Source organism: Streptomyces hazeniae (assembly GCF_031845485.1).
Classification (GTDB): domain Bacteria; phylum Actinomycetota; class Actinomycetes; order Streptomycetales; family Streptomycetaceae; genus Streptomyces; species Streptomyces hazeniae.
This window is the reverse complement of sequence record NZ_JAVREQ010000029.1, coordinates 26,131-41,355: the sequence shown is the minus strand read 5'-3', so window position 1 is coordinate 41,355 and position 15,225 is coordinate 26,131. Positions and strand designations below refer to the sequence as shown.

22 protein-coding genes are annotated in these 15,225 nt (G+C 68.1%); 21 read left to right on the top strand and 1 reads right to left on the bottom strand.

The features are described from left to right. Window positions 1–283 precede the first annotated feature (283 nt). The 6 genes from rpsL (at window position 284) to RM572_RS24985 (ending at window position 6,791) form a co-directional block, all read left to right on the top strand. A complete protein-coding gene (gene rpsL / locus RM572_RS25010; protein ID WP_003948652.1) occupies window positions 284–655 on the top strand; it encodes a 30S ribosomal protein S12 in 372 nt (123 codons plus the stop codon). A 2-nt stretch (window positions 656–657) separates the two neighbouring features. Then, window positions 658–1,128, top strand: coding sequence for a 30S ribosomal protein S7 (gene rpsG, locus RM572_RS25005; protein ID WP_027738898.1), 471 nt, complete (start codon window positions 658–660; stop codon window positions 1,126–1,128). 41 nt (window positions 1,129–1,169) lie between these two features. Then, window positions 1,170–3,293, top strand: a complete 2,124-nt coding sequence (gene fusA / locus RM572_RS25000) for an elongation factor G (protein WP_027763401.1) — start codon at window positions 1,170–1,172, stop codon at window positions 3,291–3,293. A gap of 219 nt (window positions 3,294–3,512) precedes the next feature. Then, on the top strand, window positions 3,513–4,706 hold the full coding sequence (tuf, locus tag RM572_RS24995; RefSeq protein WP_311675648.1) for an elongation factor Tu: 1,194 nt from the start codon (window positions 3,513–3,515) through the stop codon (window positions 4,704–4,706). Window positions 4,707–4,898: 192 nt separating this feature from the next. Next, window positions 4,899–5,456, top strand: coding sequence for a YceI family protein (locus RM572_RS24990; RefSeq protein WP_311675647.1), 558 nt, complete (start codon window positions 4,899–4,901; stop codon window positions 5,454–5,456). A 96-nt stretch (window positions 5,457–5,552) separates the two neighbouring features. Beyond that, on the top strand, window positions 5,553–6,791 hold the full coding sequence (locus RM572_RS24985) for an alpha/beta fold hydrolase (RefSeq protein ID WP_311675646.1): 1,239 nt from the start codon (window positions 5,553–5,555) through the stop codon (window positions 6,789–6,791). Window positions 6,792–6,894: 103 nt separating this feature from the next. On the opposite strand, the gene RM572_RS24980 is transcribed toward RM572_RS24985, so the two are convergent. Beyond that, window positions 6,895–7,635: a hypothetical protein gene (locus RM572_RS24980; protein WP_311675645.1), complete on the bottom strand. Its 741-nt coding sequence runs from the start codon at window positions 7,633–7,635 to the stop codon at window positions 6,895–6,897. A gap of 563 nt (window positions 7,636–8,198) precedes the next feature. On the opposite strand from RM572_RS24980, the gene rpsJ reads away from it, so the two are divergent. The 15 genes from rpsJ to RM572_RS24905 all read left to right on the top strand — a co-directional run bounded on the left by rpsJ (window position 8,199) and on the right by RM572_RS24905 (window position 15,057). Further along, window positions 8,199–8,507: a 30S ribosomal protein S10 gene (gene rpsJ, locus RM572_RS24975; protein ID WP_016909683.1), complete on the top strand. Its 309-nt coding sequence runs from the start codon at window positions 8,199–8,201 to the stop codon at window positions 8,505–8,507. A gap of 14 nt (window positions 8,508–8,521) precedes the next feature. Continuing rightward, window positions 8,522–9,166: a 50S ribosomal protein L3 gene (gene rplC / locus RM572_RS24970; protein WP_311675644.1), complete on the top strand. Its 645-nt coding sequence runs from the start codon at window positions 8,522–8,524 to the stop codon at window positions 9,164–9,166. A gap of 4 nt (window positions 9,167–9,170) precedes the next feature. Further along, window positions 9,171–9,833: a 50S ribosomal protein L4 gene (gene rplD / locus RM572_RS24965; RefSeq protein WP_027763395.1), complete on the top strand. Its 663-nt coding sequence runs from the start codon at window positions 9,171–9,173 to the stop codon at window positions 9,831–9,833. Then, window positions 9,833–10,168 (top strand): 50S ribosomal protein L23, encoded by a 336-nt coding sequence (gene rplW / locus RM572_RS24960; protein WP_023531020.1) that lies wholly within the window; start codon window positions 9,833–9,835, stop codon window positions 10,166–10,168. The genes rplD and rplW overlap by 1 nt, the downstream gene beginning before the upstream one ends. Window positions 10,169–10,214: 46 nt before the next feature. Next, window positions 10,215–11,051, top strand: coding sequence for a 50S ribosomal protein L2 (rplB, locus tag RM572_RS24955; protein WP_027763394.1), 837 nt, complete (start codon window positions 10,215–10,217; stop codon window positions 11,049–11,051). A gap of 15 nt (window positions 11,052–11,066) precedes the next feature. Beyond that, on the top strand, window positions 11,067–11,348 hold the full coding sequence (gene rpsS, locus RM572_RS24950) for a 30S ribosomal protein S19 (protein WP_023531022.1): 282 nt from the start codon (window positions 11,067–11,069) through the stop codon (window positions 11,346–11,348). A gap of 38 nt (window positions 11,349–11,386) precedes the next feature. Beyond that, on the top strand, window positions 11,387–11,734 hold the full coding sequence (rplV, locus tag RM572_RS24945; protein WP_027763393.1) for a 50S ribosomal protein L22: 348 nt from the start codon (window positions 11,387–11,389) through the stop codon (window positions 11,732–11,734). Continuing rightward, window positions 11,734–12,570: a 30S ribosomal protein S3 gene (rpsC, locus tag RM572_RS24940; RefSeq protein ID WP_027763392.1), complete on the top strand. Its 837-nt coding sequence runs from the start codon at window positions 11,734–11,736 to the stop codon at window positions 12,568–12,570. Before rplV ends, rpsC begins: the two co-directional genes overlap by 1 nt. A 3-nt stretch (window positions 12,571–12,573) precedes the next feature. After that, entirely contained in the window at window positions 12,574–12,993 is a 420-nt protein-coding gene (gene rplP / locus RM572_RS24935) for a 50S ribosomal protein L16 (protein ID WP_027763391.1), read from the top strand. Continuing rightward, entirely contained in the window at window positions 12,993–13,217 is a 225-nt protein-coding gene (gene rpmC / locus RM572_RS24930) for a 50S ribosomal protein L29 (RefSeq protein ID WP_027763390.1), read from the top strand. Before rplP ends, rpmC begins: the two co-directional genes overlap by 1 nt. After that, complete coding sequence (rpsQ, locus tag RM572_RS24925; RefSeq protein ID WP_027763389.1) at window positions 13,217–13,504, top strand: 30S ribosomal protein S17; 288 nt, start codon at window positions 13,217–13,219, stop codon at window positions 13,502–13,504. Before rpmC ends, rpsQ begins: the two co-directional genes overlap by 1 nt. Before the next feature lie 105 nt (window positions 13,505–13,609). Further along, complete coding sequence (gene rplN, locus RM572_RS24920) at window positions 13,610–13,978, top strand: 50S ribosomal protein L14 (protein WP_027763388.1); 369 nt, start codon at window positions 13,610–13,612, stop codon at window positions 13,976–13,978. A gap of 2 nt (window positions 13,979–13,980) precedes the next feature. Next, the gene (rplX, locus tag RM572_RS24915; protein ID WP_136182828.1) at window positions 13,981–14,304 is read left to right on the top strand and encodes a 50S ribosomal protein L24; all 324 of its coding nucleotides are present in this window, start codon (window positions 13,981–13,983) and stop codon (window positions 14,302–14,304) included. Further along, on the top strand, window positions 14,304–14,870 hold the full coding sequence (gene rplE / locus RM572_RS24910; RefSeq protein WP_311675643.1) for a 50S ribosomal protein L5: 567 nt from the start codon (window positions 14,304–14,306) through the stop codon (window positions 14,868–14,870). Before rplX ends, rplE begins: the two co-directional genes overlap by 1 nt. Window position 14,871: 1 nt before the next feature. After that, window positions 14,872–15,057, top strand: coding sequence for a type Z 30S ribosomal protein S14 (locus RM572_RS24905; protein WP_136182826.1), 186 nt, complete (start codon window positions 14,872–14,874; stop codon window positions 15,055–15,057). Window positions 15,058–15,225: the final 168 nt, after the last annotated feature.

Genomic DNA, 15,225 nt, shown 5'->3' with positions numbered 1-15,225 from the left:
TCGCCCGGGGGCCGCGCGGGTACTTGTTTTGACCAGTGCGGACGCGGTAGGTAGGCTCTGACCTTGTGCCTGGGGTATCCCCTGCCCTTCCTGTGCGCATCGACGCCAGGAACGGGTGACGTCGGATACCGGTGTCTGCACGCTTCTCCCGTAAGGGAAGTCCCGCTCGCGGCACGTTTTCGCAGGCGGGGGGCTGTGCAGGCCCCGACACACCCGACCGCGTGGGTCGGAGAAGTGTTCCAGGTTAGCTTTACCGAGACGGCACACAGAAAACGGAGAATCTGTGCCTACGATCCAGCAGCTGGTCCGCAAGGGCCGGCAGGACAAGGTCGAGAAGAACAAGACGCCCGCACTGGAGGGTTCGCCTCAGCGCCGCGGCGTCTGCACGCGTGTCTTCACCACCACCCCGAAGAAGCCGAACTCGGCCCTGCGCAAGGTCGCCCGTGTGCGACTGACCAGCGGGATCGAGGTCACCGCCTACATTCCGGGTGAGGGCCACAACCTGCAGGAGCACTCCATCGTGCTCGTGCGCGGCGGCCGTGTGAAGGACCTGCCGGGTGTTCGCTACAAGATCATCCGCGGCTCCCTCGACACGCAGGGCGTCAAGAACCGCAAGCAGGCTCGCAGCCGCTACGGCGCCAAGAAGGAGAAGTAAGCATGCCTCGTAAGGGCCCCGCCCCGAAGCGCCCGGTCATCATCGACCCGGTCTACGGCTCTCCTCTGGTGACCTCCCTGATCAACAAGGTGCTGCTGAACGGCAAGCGCTCCACCGCCGAGCGCATCGTCTACGGCGCCATGGAGGGTCTGCGCGAGAAGTCCGGCAACGACCCGGTCATCACGCTCAAGCGCGCGCTCGAGAACGTCAAGCCGACCCTCGAGGTCCGCTCCCGTCGCGTCGGTGGCGCCACCTACCAGGTTCCGGTCGAGGTCCGCCCCGGCCGTTCCTCCACCCTCGCGCTGCGCTGGATCGTGGGTTACTCCCGCGCCCGCCGCGAGAAGACGATGACCGAGCGTCTGATGAACGAGCTGCTCGACGCCTCCAACGGGCTCGGCGCCGCCGTGAAGAAGCGCGAGGACACCCACAAGATGGCCGAGTCCAACAAGGCCTTCGCGCACTACCGCTGGTAGTCGCAGACCCCATCGAGAGACCGAGAGAAGACTGAAGCCTTATGGCTACCACTTCACTTGACCTGGCCAAGGTCCGCAACATCGGGATCATGGCCCACATCGACGCGGGCAAGACGACCACCACCGAGCGGATCCTGTACTACACCGGCGTCAGCTACAAGATCGGTGAGGTCCACGACGGCGCTGCCACGATGGACTGGATGGCGCAGGAGCAGGAGCGCGGCATCACCATCACGTCCGCCGCGACGACCTGCCACTGGCCGCTCAACGACATCGACCACACCATCAACATCATCGACACCCCCGGGCACGTCGACTTCACCGTCGAGGTGGAGCGGTCCCTGCGCGTGCTCGACGGTGCCGTGACGGTGTTCGACGGTGTCGCCGGCGTCGAGCCGCAGTCCGAGACCGTGTGGCGTCAAGCCGACCGGTACGGCGTCCCGCGGATCTGCTTCGTCAACAAGCTGGACCGCACCGGTGCGGAGTTCCACCGCTGCGTCGACATGATCGAGAGCCGCCTGGGTGCGGTTCCGCTGGTCATGCAGCTGCCGATCGGCGCCGAGGCGGACTTCAAGGGCGTCGTCGACCTGGTGCAGATGAAGGCGCTCGTCTGGTCCGCCGAGACCAAGCTCGGCGAGGCCTACGACGTGGTCGACATCCCCGACACGCACACCGAGGCCGCCGAGGAGTGGCGCGGGAAGCTGCTCGAGGCCGTCGCGGAGAACGACGAGGAGATGATGGAGCTGTACCTGGAGGGCCAGGAGCCCACCCAGGAGCAGCTCATCGCGGCGATCCGCCGTGTCACCCTCGCCTCCACCGGCGCCGAGGGCACCATCACCGTCACCCCGGTGTTCTGCGGTACCGCGTTCAAGAACAAGGGCGTGCAGCCCCTGCTCGACGCGGTGTGCAGCTACCTGCCGTCGCCGCTGGACGTCGAGGCCATCGAGGGCCACTCCGTGAAGGACCCGGACGAGGTCCTGAAGCGGAAGCCCTCGGAGGAGGAGCCGTTCGCCGCCCTGGCGTTCAAGATCGCGAGCGACCCGCACCTGGGCAAGCTCACCTTCATCCGCGTGTACTCGGGTCGCCTGGACACCGGTACGCAGGTGCTGAACGCGCTCAAGGGCAAGAAGGAGCGCATCGGCAAGATCTACCGGATGCACTCCAACAAGCGTGAGGAGATCGAATCGGTGGGTGCCGGCGACATCGTCGCCGTCATGGGTCTGAAGCAGACCACCACCGGTGAGACGCTCTGCGACGCGTCCAACCCCGTGATCCTCGAGTCCATGGACTTCCCGGCCCCGGTGATCGAGGTCGCCATCGAGCCGAAGTCCAAGGGCGACCAGGAGAAGCTGGGCGTCGCGATCCAGCGTCTGGCCGAGGAGGACCCGTCCTTCCAGGTCAAGACGAACGAGGAGACCGGCCAGACCATCATCGCGGGTATGGGCGAGCTGCACCTCGACGTGCTGGTCGACCGTATGAAGCGTGAGTTCAAGGTCGAGGCCAACGTCGGCAAGCCGCAGGTGGCCTACCGCGAGACGCTGCGCAGGAACGTCGACAAGCACGACTACACGCACAAGAAGCAGACTGGTGGTTCCGGCCAGTTCGCGAAGGTGCAGATCCAGCTCGAGCCCCTCGAGGGCGACGGCTACGAGTTCGTCAACAAGGTCACCGGTGGCCGTATCCCGCGGGAGTACATCCCGTCCGTGGACGCGGGCTGCCAGGAGGCCATGGAGTTCGGCGTGCTGGCGGGCTACCCGCTCACCGGCGTGCGCGTCACCCTGCTCGACGGCGCGTTCCACGAGGTCGACTCCTCCGAGATGGCGTTCAAGATCGCCGGTTCGATGGCCTTCAAGGAGGCCGCACGGAAGGCCTCCCCGGCCCTCCTCGAGCCGCTGATGGCCGTCGACGTCACCACGCCCGAGGACTACATGGGCGACGTGATCGGTGACATCAACTCCCGTCGTGGACAGATCCAGTCCATGGAGGACCGGGGCAACGCCAAGCTCGTCAAGGGCCTGGTGCCGCTCTCGGAGATGTTCGGTTACGTCGGTGACCTGCGCAGCAAGACCTCCGGTCGTGCCGCGTACTCGATGCAGTTCGATTCCTACGGTGAGGTTCCCAAGAACGTCGCCGAGGAGATCATCGCGAAGGCCAAGGGCGAGTAACTCCGGTTCGCCGGCTGCACTCACCCATTAGGCTGGAGCAAAGGCATTCGGGGCATACCGTTCCAGATCCGCAGGATCTGGAACGGGCCCCGGAGCCCCGCCCAGAAGACGAAACGGTCAAGGGCGTCCCCCTCGGGGTCCTGACCGGTTCGGTACGACCACCTGAACCCCACCGCAGAGCGTGGTGGGCGTACAGCACCAGTCCACAGGAGGACCCCAGTGGCGAAGGCGAAGTTCGAGCGGACTAAGCCGCACGTCAACATCGGCACCATCGGTCACATCGACCACGGTAAGACCACTCTTACCGCGGCGATCACCAAGGTGCTGCACGACGCTTACCCGGACCTCAACGAGGCCTCGGCGTTCGAGAACATCGACAAGGCGCCCGAAGAGCGTCAGCGCGGTATCACCATCTCCATCGCGCACGTCGAGTACCAGACGGAGAACCGTCACTACGCGCACGTCGACTGCCCGGGTCACGCGGACTACATCAAGAACATGATCACCGGTGCCGCGCAGATGGACGGCGCCATCCTCGTGGTCGCCGCCACCGACGGCCCGATGCCGCAGACCAAGGAGCACGTGCTCCTGGCCCGCCAGGTCGGCGTGCCGTACATCGTCGTCGCCCTGAACAAGGCCGACATGGTGGACGACGAGGAGATCATGGAGCTCGTCGAGCTCGAGGTCCGTGAGCTGCTCTCCGAGTACGAGTTCCCGGGCGACGACGTCCCGGTCGTCAAGGTCTCGGCGCTGAAGGCGCTCGAGGGCGACGCCGAGTGGGGCAAGTCCGTCGTCGACCTGATGAAGGCCGTCGACGAGGCGATCCCGGAGCCGGAGCGCGACACCGACAAGCCGTTCCTCATGCCCATCGAGGACGTCTTCACCATCACCGGTCGCGGTACGGTCGTCACCGGCCGTATCGAGCGCGGTGTGCTCAAGGTCAACGAGAACGTCGACATCATCGGTATCAAGGAGGAGAAGACCTCCACCACCGTTACCGGTATCGAGATGTTCCGCAAGCTGCTCGACGAGGGCCAGGCCGGTGAGAACGTCGGTCTGCTCCTCCGTGGCATCAAGCGCGAGGACGTCGAGCGCGGCCAGGTCATCATCAAGCCGGGCTCGGTCACCCCGCACACGGAGTTCGAGGCGCAGGCGTACATCCTGTCGAAGGACGAGGGCGGTCGCCACACCCCGTTCTTCAACAACTACCGCCCGCAGTTCTACTTCCGTACCACGGACGTGACCGGCGTGGTGACCCTCCCCGAGGGCACCGAGATGGTCATGCCGGGCGACAACACCGAGATGAGCGTCCAGCTCATCCAGCCGGTCGCCATGGAGGAGGGCCTCAAGTTCGCCATCCGCGAGGGTGGCCGGACCGTGGGCGCCGGCCAGGTCACCAAGATCAACAAGTGACCTTCGGTTCCTGCTCCTGGTGAGCGCTTCGCCGGCTCCGGCCGGCACGGAGGGCCCGCACGACGCCTGTCGTGCGGGCCCTTCCGCATGTCGTGGTCCCGGTGGAAACGGTTCCCCGTCCGCCGGAATAGTTTAGCCTTCAACCATGTTGTGGCGTGCAGAGAGCACGACCACGACCTTCGGAGGCCCACCATGACCGTCACCGACGACCGCACCCGGCTCACCGGCGCGTACACCCTCGACCCGGCCCACACCCGCATCGGCTTCGTCGCCCGCCACGCGATGGTGACCAAGGTGCGCGGCGCGTTCAACGACTTCACCGGTACCGCCCGCATCGACGGCGCGCACCCGGAGAAGTCCTCCGTGGAGCTGACGATCAAGGCCGAGAGCATCGACACCCGCAACGCCGACCGCGACGGCCACCTGCGGAGCAACGACTTCCTCGACATGGCGCAGTACCCCGAGATCGCCTTCCGGTCCACCGGCGTGCAGGCGACCGGCGACGACACCTTCGACGTCACGGGCGACCTCACGATCAAGGGCGTCACCCGGCAGGTGACCGTCCCCTTCACCTACGAGGGCAACGCCACCGACCCCTTCGGCAACAGCCGCATCGGGCTGGAGGGCAGCACCACGATCAACCGTCAGGACTTCGGCATCACCTGGAACGCCGCCCTGGAGACCGGAGGCTTCCTGGTCAGCGACAAGATCACGCTCGAGTTCGAGGTGTCGGCCGTCCGGCAGGGCTGACACCCGCCGCCCCCGGCCGTACGGGCCCCCGCCCGGTGAGCGGTCACCGGGCGGGCCGTACGCCCGGCGCCCCGGCGTGGTGGGAGGATCGACCCCATGGCTCTCACGCACCACGTCCCCGGAATGGTCCTGACCGAGCTGGAGTTCCACGTCCCGCTGGACCACGCGGACCCGGACGGCGAGCGCATCGCCGTCTTCGCCCGCGAGGTCGCCGCGCCGGACGGGCGCGACCGGCCGTACCTGGTCTACCTCCAGGGAGGGCCGGGCCAGGAGGCACCCCGTCCCACCGTGGCGCCCACCGCCCCCGGCTGGCTCGGGCGCGCGCTGCCCGAGTACCGCGTCCTGCTGCTCGACCAGCGCGGCACCGGCCTCTCGACGCCCGTCGGGACCCTGCCGGGCATGTCGCCGCGGCAGCAGGCCGCCCACCTCGCCCGCTTCCGTGCCGACGCGATCGTCCAGGACGCGGAGTGGATCCGCGCCGACCTGGACGTCGACCGGTGGAGTCTGCTCGGGCAGTCCTTCGGCGGCTTCTGCGCCCTGCACTACCTCAGCGTGGCGCCGGAGGCGCTGCGGGAGGTCTACTTCACGGGCGGCCTGCCGCCCGTGGGGCGCCACCCCGACGAGGTGTACGCGGCGACGTACCGGGTGATGCGGGAGCGCAACGCCCGCTACTACCGGCGCTACCCGGGCGACCGTGCCCGGGTCCGCTCCCTGACGGAGCGGCTGGACGCCGGCGAGGTCGTGCTGCCGGACGGCGACCGGCTCACCGCGCGGCGCTTCCGGCAGCTCGGTCACCTGCTGGGCACCGGAGACGGCGCCGAGCGCCTCCACCACCTGCTGGAACGCGACCCCTCGTCGGCGGCGTTCCAGCACGACGTGGCCGCGGCGATGCCGTTCTCCGGCCGGAACCCCCTGTACGCGGTCGTTCACGAGTCGTCCTACGCCGACGGGCATGCCACCCGGTGGTCCGCGGAGCGGACCCTGCCCGCCGGGTACGCCGCCGACACCACGCTGTTCACCGGCGAGCACGTCTACCCGTGGATGTTCGAGGACTACCGCGAACTGGCGCCGCTGCGGGAGGCCGCCGACCTGCTCGCCGAACACGAGTGGCCACGGCTCTACGACCCGGACCGGCTGCGCGACTGCGACGTGCCCTGCGCGGCGGCGATCTACGCGGACGACGCGTACGTCGACCGTGCCTTCTCCGAGGAGACGGCCGCGCTGATCCCGACGATGCGGCCCTGGCTCACCAACGAGTACGAGCACAACGGCCTGCGCGCCGACGGCGCCCGCATCCTCGACCGCCTCATCGCGCTGGCCCGCGGCCACGCGTAGGCCGCCGTGCGGCCGCTTCGCCCGCATTCCGGGTACCGGGTGCGGGACGGACCGCGCCCCCGCACCGGCCCCGGCTCGTGACCGGCCGCCGGCCGCGCCGCGGTCAGGCGGAAGGGGCGCCGCCGACGAGGTAGTCGATGCGGCGGCGCAGCGGGCCCCAGCGCCGCATGTGGGCGTCGGCGCGCTCGGCCGCGCGCCGCTGTGCGCGCGGCCGCCGCGTGTAGAGCCGTTTCGCCCACGGCGACGACGGCTTCGCGAGCCGTACCGCACCGAAGAGGGCGACCGGCGGGATCAGCACTCCGACCAGCGCCATCCACGTCTTGCCCTTGACCAGCGCGATCAGCACGACCGCGAAGTTCGCCAGCGCGGTGAGCGCGGCCCCGAGTCTGCTCTGCTCCTCGTCGTCGCCGAGGCTGTCGACGCCGAGCGGGGAGAAGCCGCTGAGCAGCAGCAGCGTCAGCGCGAAGGTGACGAGCACGACCTCGACGCTCTGCGTGCCGGCCTTGCTCCAGTACACGTCGTCCAGGTGCAGGACGAGCGCGAATTCGTCCAGGACGAGTCCCGCGCCCATCCCGAACAGCACCGCGGCCACGCCCGCGCCCCAGCCGTGCCGCCCGCCGGCGAAGGCGGTGAAGCCGCCGACCGTCATGAGCAGGATGCCGGGCACGACGTGGTGGATGTGCATGCCGCCGGGCGTGACGTTGCGGAACGGCCCGCGTCCGGCGCGGATCATCCGGGTCACCAGCCGCGTGATGGCGAAGGTGAGCACGAACGTCACCAGCGCCAGCAGCAGCGGTAGCTTGCCGGGCTCGACGATGTTGCGCATCCACCAGTCACCGGACATTCCGCCCACCTCTCCACGACCCGTCTGCAGGGCACGCATACCAGCGCGGAAGGGGAAAGGCCCGGAACCGGGCCGCGCCTCCTGTGTGTGTCGGGGTGGTGCGGAGGGTGCGCCGCGCCGGTGCGCGACCGTACGGCCGGGGGACGGTCCGAACGCCCGTGTGGGCCTCGTCACCTGCCTGGTCGGGGGCCCGGCGCCGATTCGCATGGCCCCCGCCTGGTATGGCACACTGTTCCGGTTGCTCGGTTGAGTGCCGATGCTGTGCGCCTCCCGCCGGGAGGACTGGAAGCGAGTCCCGATGTACTCGTCGCCCCTCGTCAGGGGCGGAAGTACGGGAATCTTCCGGGAAGTGCAGGAGGGGCTCCGACCAGGCATCCCGGTGGGTCTCTTCCCCCGACTCCCTCCTTCATCGAGGACGTTCTCCTGTGGAGACGTACGAGGAGGGTTGCGACACGCCCGACCGCGTGGGTCGGAGCGGAGGAGCAATCGCAAGGAGCGGGAGCGGGGAGCGGACGACCTCCGGGGTTCCAGAGCGTGACGAGAAGAAGGACTACGAAGTAGCCATGGCGGGACAGAAGATCCGCATCCGGCTCAAGGCCTACGACCACGAGGTCATCGACAACTCGGCGAAGAAGATCGTCGAGACGGTGACCCGCACTGGTGCGTCGGTCGCGGGCCCGGTGCCGCTGCCCACTGAGAAGAACGTGTACTGCGTCATCAAGTCGCCGCACAAGTACAAGGACGCGCGCGAGCACTTCGAGATGCGCACCCACAAGCGCCTGATCGACATCCTCGACCCGACGCCCAAGACCGTTGACTCGCTGATGCGCCTGGACCTCCCGGCCGGCGTCGACATCGAGATCAAGCTCTGAGAGGCGCGGTAGTGATGACCAAGCAGATCAAGGGCGTCCTGGGCGAGAAGCTCGGCATGACCCAGGTCTGGGACGACAACAACCGCGTCGTGCCCGTGACCGTGGTAAAGGCCGGCCCCTGCGTCGTGACCCAGGTGCGCACCAATGACAAGGACGGTTACGACGCCGTCCAGATCGCCTTCGGCGAGATCGACCCCCGCAAGGTGAACAAGCCGCTCAAGGGTCACTTCTCGAAGGCCGACGTGACCCCGCGCCGCCACCTCGTGGAGATCCGTACCGACGACGCCGGCGCGTACACGCTGGGCCAGGAAGTCACCGCCGAGGTCTTCGACTCCGGCATCAAGGTCGACGTGACCGGTACCAGCAAGGGCAAGGGCTTCGCCGGTGGCATGAAGCGCCACGGCTTCCGCGGTGGCAAGGCCTCGCACGGTGCCCACCGCGTGCACCGCAAGCCGGGCTCCATCGGCGGCTGCGCGACTCCCGGCCGTGTCTTCAAGGGCACGCGCATGGCGGGCCGCATGGGCAACGAGCGGGTCACCACCCAGAACCTGACCGTCCACGCCGTTGACGCGGAGAAGGGCCTGCTGCTCATCAAGGGCGCAGTTCCCGGTCCGAACGGCGGCCTCGTCCTGGTCCGTACCGCGGCCAAGGGGGCTTGAGGTAATGAGCACCGTTGACATTCTTTCGCCGGCAGGCGACAAGACCGGCACCGTCGAGCTCCCCGCGGAGATCTTCGACACGCAGGTCAGCGTTCCGCTGATCCACCAGGTCGTCGTCGCGCAGCTGGCCGCGGCCCGCCAGGGCACGCACAAGACCAAGACCCGTGGCGAGGTCCGCGGCGGTGGCAAGAAGCCGTACCGCCAGAAGGGCACCGGTCGCGCCCGTCAGGGTTCGACCCGCGCGCCGCAGTTCGCCGGCGGTGGCGTCGTCCACGGCCCGCAGCCGCGTGACTACTCGCAGCGGACCCCGAAGAAGATGAAGGCCGCCGCCCTGCGCGGTGCCCTCTCCGACCGGGCCCGTCACGGCCGTGTCCACGTCGTCTCCGGCGTGGTCGAGGGCGAGGTCTCCACCAAGGCCGCCAAGACGCTGTTCGGCAAGGTCAGTGAGCGCAAGCACCTGCTCCTGGTCGCCGAGCGCGCCGACGAGGCCGCGTGGCTGTCCGCCCGCAACCTGCCCCAGGTGCACATCCTGGAGCCGGGCCAGCTGAACACGTACGACGTGCTCGTCTCCGACGACGTGGTCTTCACGAAGGCCGCCTTCGAGTCCTTCGTGGCCGGCCCGCAGAAGGCCGCTGCCGGGGCTGAGCTCGAAGGGAGCGAAGCCTGATGAGCGAGGCGACCGAGCAGACCGCCGTCACCAGCAAGACGTTCACGGACCCCCGTGACCTGCTGCTGAAGCCGGTGGTTTCGGAGAAGAGCTACGCGCTGCTGGACGAGAACAAGTACACCTTCCTCGTCGACACGCGCGCCAACAAGACCCAGATCAAGCAGGCCGTCCAGGCGGTCTTCTCGGTCAAGGTCACCGGGGTCAACACGATCAACCGGCAGGGCAAGCGCAAGCGCACCCGCACCGGTTACGGCAAGCGCGCCGACACCAAGCGCGCCATCGTGACCCTTGCCGAGGGCGACCGCATCGACATCTTCGGCGGCCCGGTCTCCTAACGGGGGCCGAACCGCCTGAAGTCCGGAATCTTCCGAGGACTGAGAAATGGGTATCCGCAAGTACAAGCCGACGACCCCGGGCCGTCGTGGCTCCAGCGTCGCCGACTTCGTCGAGATCACGCGGTCCACGCCGGAGAAGTCGCTGGTCCGCCCCCTGCACAGCAAGGGCGGCCGTAACAACGCCGGTCGTGTGACCGTCCGCCACCAGGGCGGTGGCCACAAGCGCGCCTACCGCGTGATCGACTTCCGTCGTCACGACAAGGACGGCGTGCCGGCCAAGGTCGCGCACATCGAGTACGACCCCAACCGCACCGCGCGCATCGCGCTGCTGCACTACGTGGACGGCGAGAAGCGCTACATCCTCGCCCCGGCCGGCCTCAAGCAGGGCGCCCGGATCGAGAACGGCCCCGGCGCGGACATCAAGCCGGGCAACAACATGGCGCTGCGCAACATCCCCGTCGGTACGGTCATCCACGCCATCGAGCTGCGGCCCGGCGGCGGCGCCAAGTTCGCCCGCTCCGCCGGTGCGTCCGTGCAGCTGCTGGCGAAGGAGGGCCGCATGGCCCACCTGCGCATGCCGTCCGGTGAGATCCGGCTGGTCGACGTCCGCTGCCGCGCCACCATCGGCGAGGTCGGCAACGCCGAGCAGTCGAACATCAACTGGGGCAAGGCCGGCCGTATGCGCTGGAAGGGCGTCCGCCCGACCGTCCGCGGTGTGGTCATGAACCCGATCGACCACCCGCACGGTGGTGGTGAGGGTCGTACCTCCGGTGGTCGCCACCCGGTGTCGCCGTGGGGCCAGAAGGAGGGCCGTACGCGCTCGCCGAAGAAGGCCAGCAACAAGTACATCGTCCGCCGCCGCAAGACGAACAAGAAGCGCTAGGAGGCGGGGTTTTCGATGCCGCGCAGTCTCAAGAAGGGGCCCTTCGTCGACGACCACCTGACCAAGAAGGTGGACACGCAGAACGAAGCAGGCACCAAGAACGTCATCAAGACCTGGTCCCGCCGCTCGATGATCGTCCCGGCGATGCTGGGCCACACGATCGCGGTGCACGACGGCCGTAAGCACGTCCCGGTGTTCGTCACCGAGTCGATGGTCGGCCACAAGCTCGGCGAGTTCGCCCCGACCCGCAGCTTCCGCGGCCACGTCAAGGACGACCGCAAGTCGCGGCGTCGCTGACCGGGGTGACGACCATGACTGACACCGAAGGGACAACCATGGAAGCCAGGGCCTCCGCGCGCTATGTGCGCGTCACGCCCATGAAGGCCCGCCGGGTGGTGGACCTTGTCCGTGGCATGAGTGCCACGGAGGCTCAGGCGGTCCTGCGTTTCGCCCCGCAGGCCGCCAGCGTGCCCGTGGGCAAGGTGCTCGACAGCGCCATTGCCAATGCCGCGCACAACTACGACCACACGGACGTCGACAGCCTCTTCATCTCCGAGGCCTTCGTCGACGAGGGTCCGACCCTGAAGCGGTTCCGGCCGCGCGCCCAGGGCCGCGCCTACCGGATCCGTAAGCGGACCAGCCACATCACGGTGGTCGTCAGCAGCAAGGAAGGAACCCGGTAATGGGCCAGAAGGTAAACCCGCACGGGTTCCGCCTCGGCATCACCACCGACTTCAAGTCGCGCTGGTACGCCGACAAGCTCTACAAGGACTACGTCAAGGAAGACGTCGCGATCCGCAAGATGCTCACCAAGGGCATGGAGCGGGCCGGCATCTCCAAGGTGGAGATCGAGCGCACCCGTGACCGCGTGCGCGTCGACGTCCACACCGCTCGTCCGGGCATCGTCATCGGCCGCCGCGGCGCCGAGGCCGACCGCCTCCGGGGCAACCTGGAGAAGCTGACCGGCAAGCAGATCCAGTTCAACATCCTCGAGGTGAAGAACCCGGAGACGGACGCTCAGCTGGTGGCCCAGGCCGTCGCCGAGCAGCTGTCCTCCCGCGTCTCCTTCCGTCGCGCGATGCGCAAGAGCATGCAGACCGCGATGAAGGCCGGCGCCAAGGGCATCAAGATCCAGTGCGGTGGCCGTCTCGGCGGCGCCGAGATGTCCCGCTCGGAGTTCTACCGCGAGGGCCGTGTGCCCCTGCACACCCTGCGCGCCAACGTCGACTACGGCCTCTTCGAGGCCCGTACGACCTTCGGCCGCATCGGTGTGAAGGTGTGGATCTACAAGGGCGACGTCAAGAACATCGCCGAGGTGCGCGCCGAGAACGCGGCCGCCCGTGCGGGCAACCGCCCGTCGCGCGGTGGCGGCAGCGACCGTCCCCGCCGGGGCGGCGAGCGCGGCGGCCGCGGCCGCCGGCCGCAGAGCTCGCAGCAGTCCGAGGCCCCGAAGTCGGCCGAGGCTGCGGCTCCCGCCGCTGCTGCCGCGGAGCCCACGGCTTCCGGAAAGGAGAGCTGACCCATGCTGATCCCGCGCAGGGTCAAGCACCGCAAGCAGCACCACCCGAAGCGCAAGGGCATGGCCAAGGGCGGCACCGAGGTCGCATTCGGCGAGTGGGGCATCCAGGCCGTCACCCCGGCCTACGTGACGAACCGGCAGATCGAGGCAGCTCGTATCTCCATGACCCGTCACATCAAGCGTGGTGGCAAGGTGTGGATCAACATCTACCCCGACCGCCCGCTGACCAAGAAGCCCGCCGAGACCCGCATGGGTTCCGGTAAGGGTTCGCCGGAGTGGTGGATCGCGAACGTGAAGCCCGGTCGGGTCATGTTCGAGCTGTCCTACCCGAACGAGAAGATTGCCAAGGAGGCGCTCATCCGCGCCGCCCACAAGCTTCCGATGAAGTGCCGGATCGTGCGGCGCGAGGCAGGTGAATCGTGATGGCGGCCGGAACCAAGGCGTCCGAGCTGCGTGAGCTTGGCGGCGAGGAGCTCGTCGGCAAGCTGCGCGAGGCCAAGGAAGAGCTGTTCAACCTCCGCTTCCAGGCGGCGACCGGGCAGCTCGAGAACCACGGCCGGCTGAAGGCCGTCCGCAAGGACATCGCGCGGATCTACACCCTGATGCGTGAGCGCGAGCTGGGCATCGAGACGGTGGAGAGTGCCTGATGAGCGAGACCAACGTGACTGAGAAGAACGAGCAGAAGCGCGGCTTCCGCAAGACCCGCCAGGGTCTCGTCGTCAGCGACAAGATGGACAAGACCGTCGTCGTCGCCGTCGAGGACCGCGTCAAGCACGCGCTGTACGGCAAGATCATCCGCCGTACCGAGAAGCTCAAGGCGCACGACGAGCAGAACGCCGCGGGCGTCGGCGACCGTGTCCTCCTCATGGAGACCCGGCCGCTGTCCGCCACCAAGCGCTGGCGCGTCGTCGAGATCCTCGAGAAGGCCAAGTAATTTCCCGGGGCCGTCTGGCCCCGGGAGGAGTTCCGCCAGGCTCGGCGGGGCGCGCACCGCGCGTGGGCGCCCCGCCGGGAACCGGCAGACGATCAGGAGATAGACGTGATCCAGCAGGAGTCTCGGCTTCGCGTCGCCGACAACACGGGTGCGAAGGAGATCCTCACCATCCGTGTACTCGGTGGTTCGGGCCGTCGCTACGCGGGCATCGGTGACGTCGTCGTCGCCACCGTCAAGGACGCGATCCCGGGCGGCAACGTGAAGAAGGGCGAGATCGTCAAGGCGGTCATCGTGCGCACCGTGAAGGAGCGCCGTCGCCCCGACGGTTCGTACATCCGTTTCGATGAGAACGCCGCCGTCATCCTCAAGGGTGACGGCGACCCCCGCGGCACCCGTATCTTCGGCCCCGTGGGCCGTGAGCTGCGCGAGAAGAAGTTCATGAGGATCGTCTCGCTCGCGCCGGAGGTGCTGTGAGCATGAAGATCAAGAAGGGCGACCTGGTCCAGGTCATCACCGGCAAGGACAAGGGCAAGCAGGGCAAGGTCATCGTGGCCTTCCCCCGCGAGGACCGTGTTCTGGTCGAGGGTGTCAACCGGGTCAAGAAGCACACCAAGGCCGGCCAGACCGCTCGTGGCTCGAAGACCGGCGGCATCGTGACGACCGAGGCCCCGATCCACGTGAGCAACGTGCAGCTCGTCGTGGAGTCCGGTGGCAAGAAGGTCGTCACCCGTGTCGGATACCGCTTCGACGACGAGGGCAACAAGATCCGCGTTGCCAAGCGGACCGGTGAGGACATCTGATGACTGCCACCACCACTGCCACCGCGCCGCGTCTGAAGACGCGCTACCGCGAGGAGATCGCGGGCAAGCTGCGTGACGAGTTCGAGTACGAGAACGTCATGCAGATCCCCGGTCTCACGAAGATCGTGGTCAACATGGGTGTGGGCGACGCCGCCCGCGACTCCAAGCTGATCGAGGGTGCCATCAAGGACCTCGCCACGATCACCGGCCAGAAGCCGGCCGTGACCAAGGCCCGGAAGTCCATCGCGCAGTTCAAGCTGCGCGAGGGACAGCCGATCGGCGCCCACTCCACCCTCCGGGGCGACCGGATGTGGGAGTTCCTGGACCGCCTGCTGTCGCTCGCACTGCCGCGCATCCGCGACTTCCGCGGACTGTCGCCCAAGCAGTTCGACGGCCGCGGCAACTACACCTTCGGTCTCACGGAGCAGGTCATGTTCCACGAGATCGACCAGGACAAGATCGACCGGGTCCGGGGCATGGACATCACCGTGGTCACCACGGCGACCACCGACGAGGAAGGCCGCGCGCTGCTTCGTCACCTCGGCTTCCCGTTCAAGGAGAACTGACATGGCGAAGAAGGCCCTGATCGCCAAGGCGAGCCGTAAGCCGAAGTTCGCGGTGCGCGCCTACACGCGCTGCCAGCGCTGCGGTCGCCCGCACTCCGTCTACCGCAAGTTCGGCCTGTGCCGCGTGTGCCTCCGCCAGATGGCGCACCGCGGCGAGCTGCCGGGCGTCACCAAGAGCTCCTGGTAATCGGCTCCTCGCAGTCGACCAGCCAGGACTCTCGGTAAGGAACCTGGACGTCGAGCCCCGACCCGCATCCCTTAGGGTGGAGGGTCGGGCGCCCGGCGCCCGGATACGACTTACTACGCCGTAGGTCCCCGCTCCACACCTGTCCCGCCGCGCCACCGAGGCGCGTGC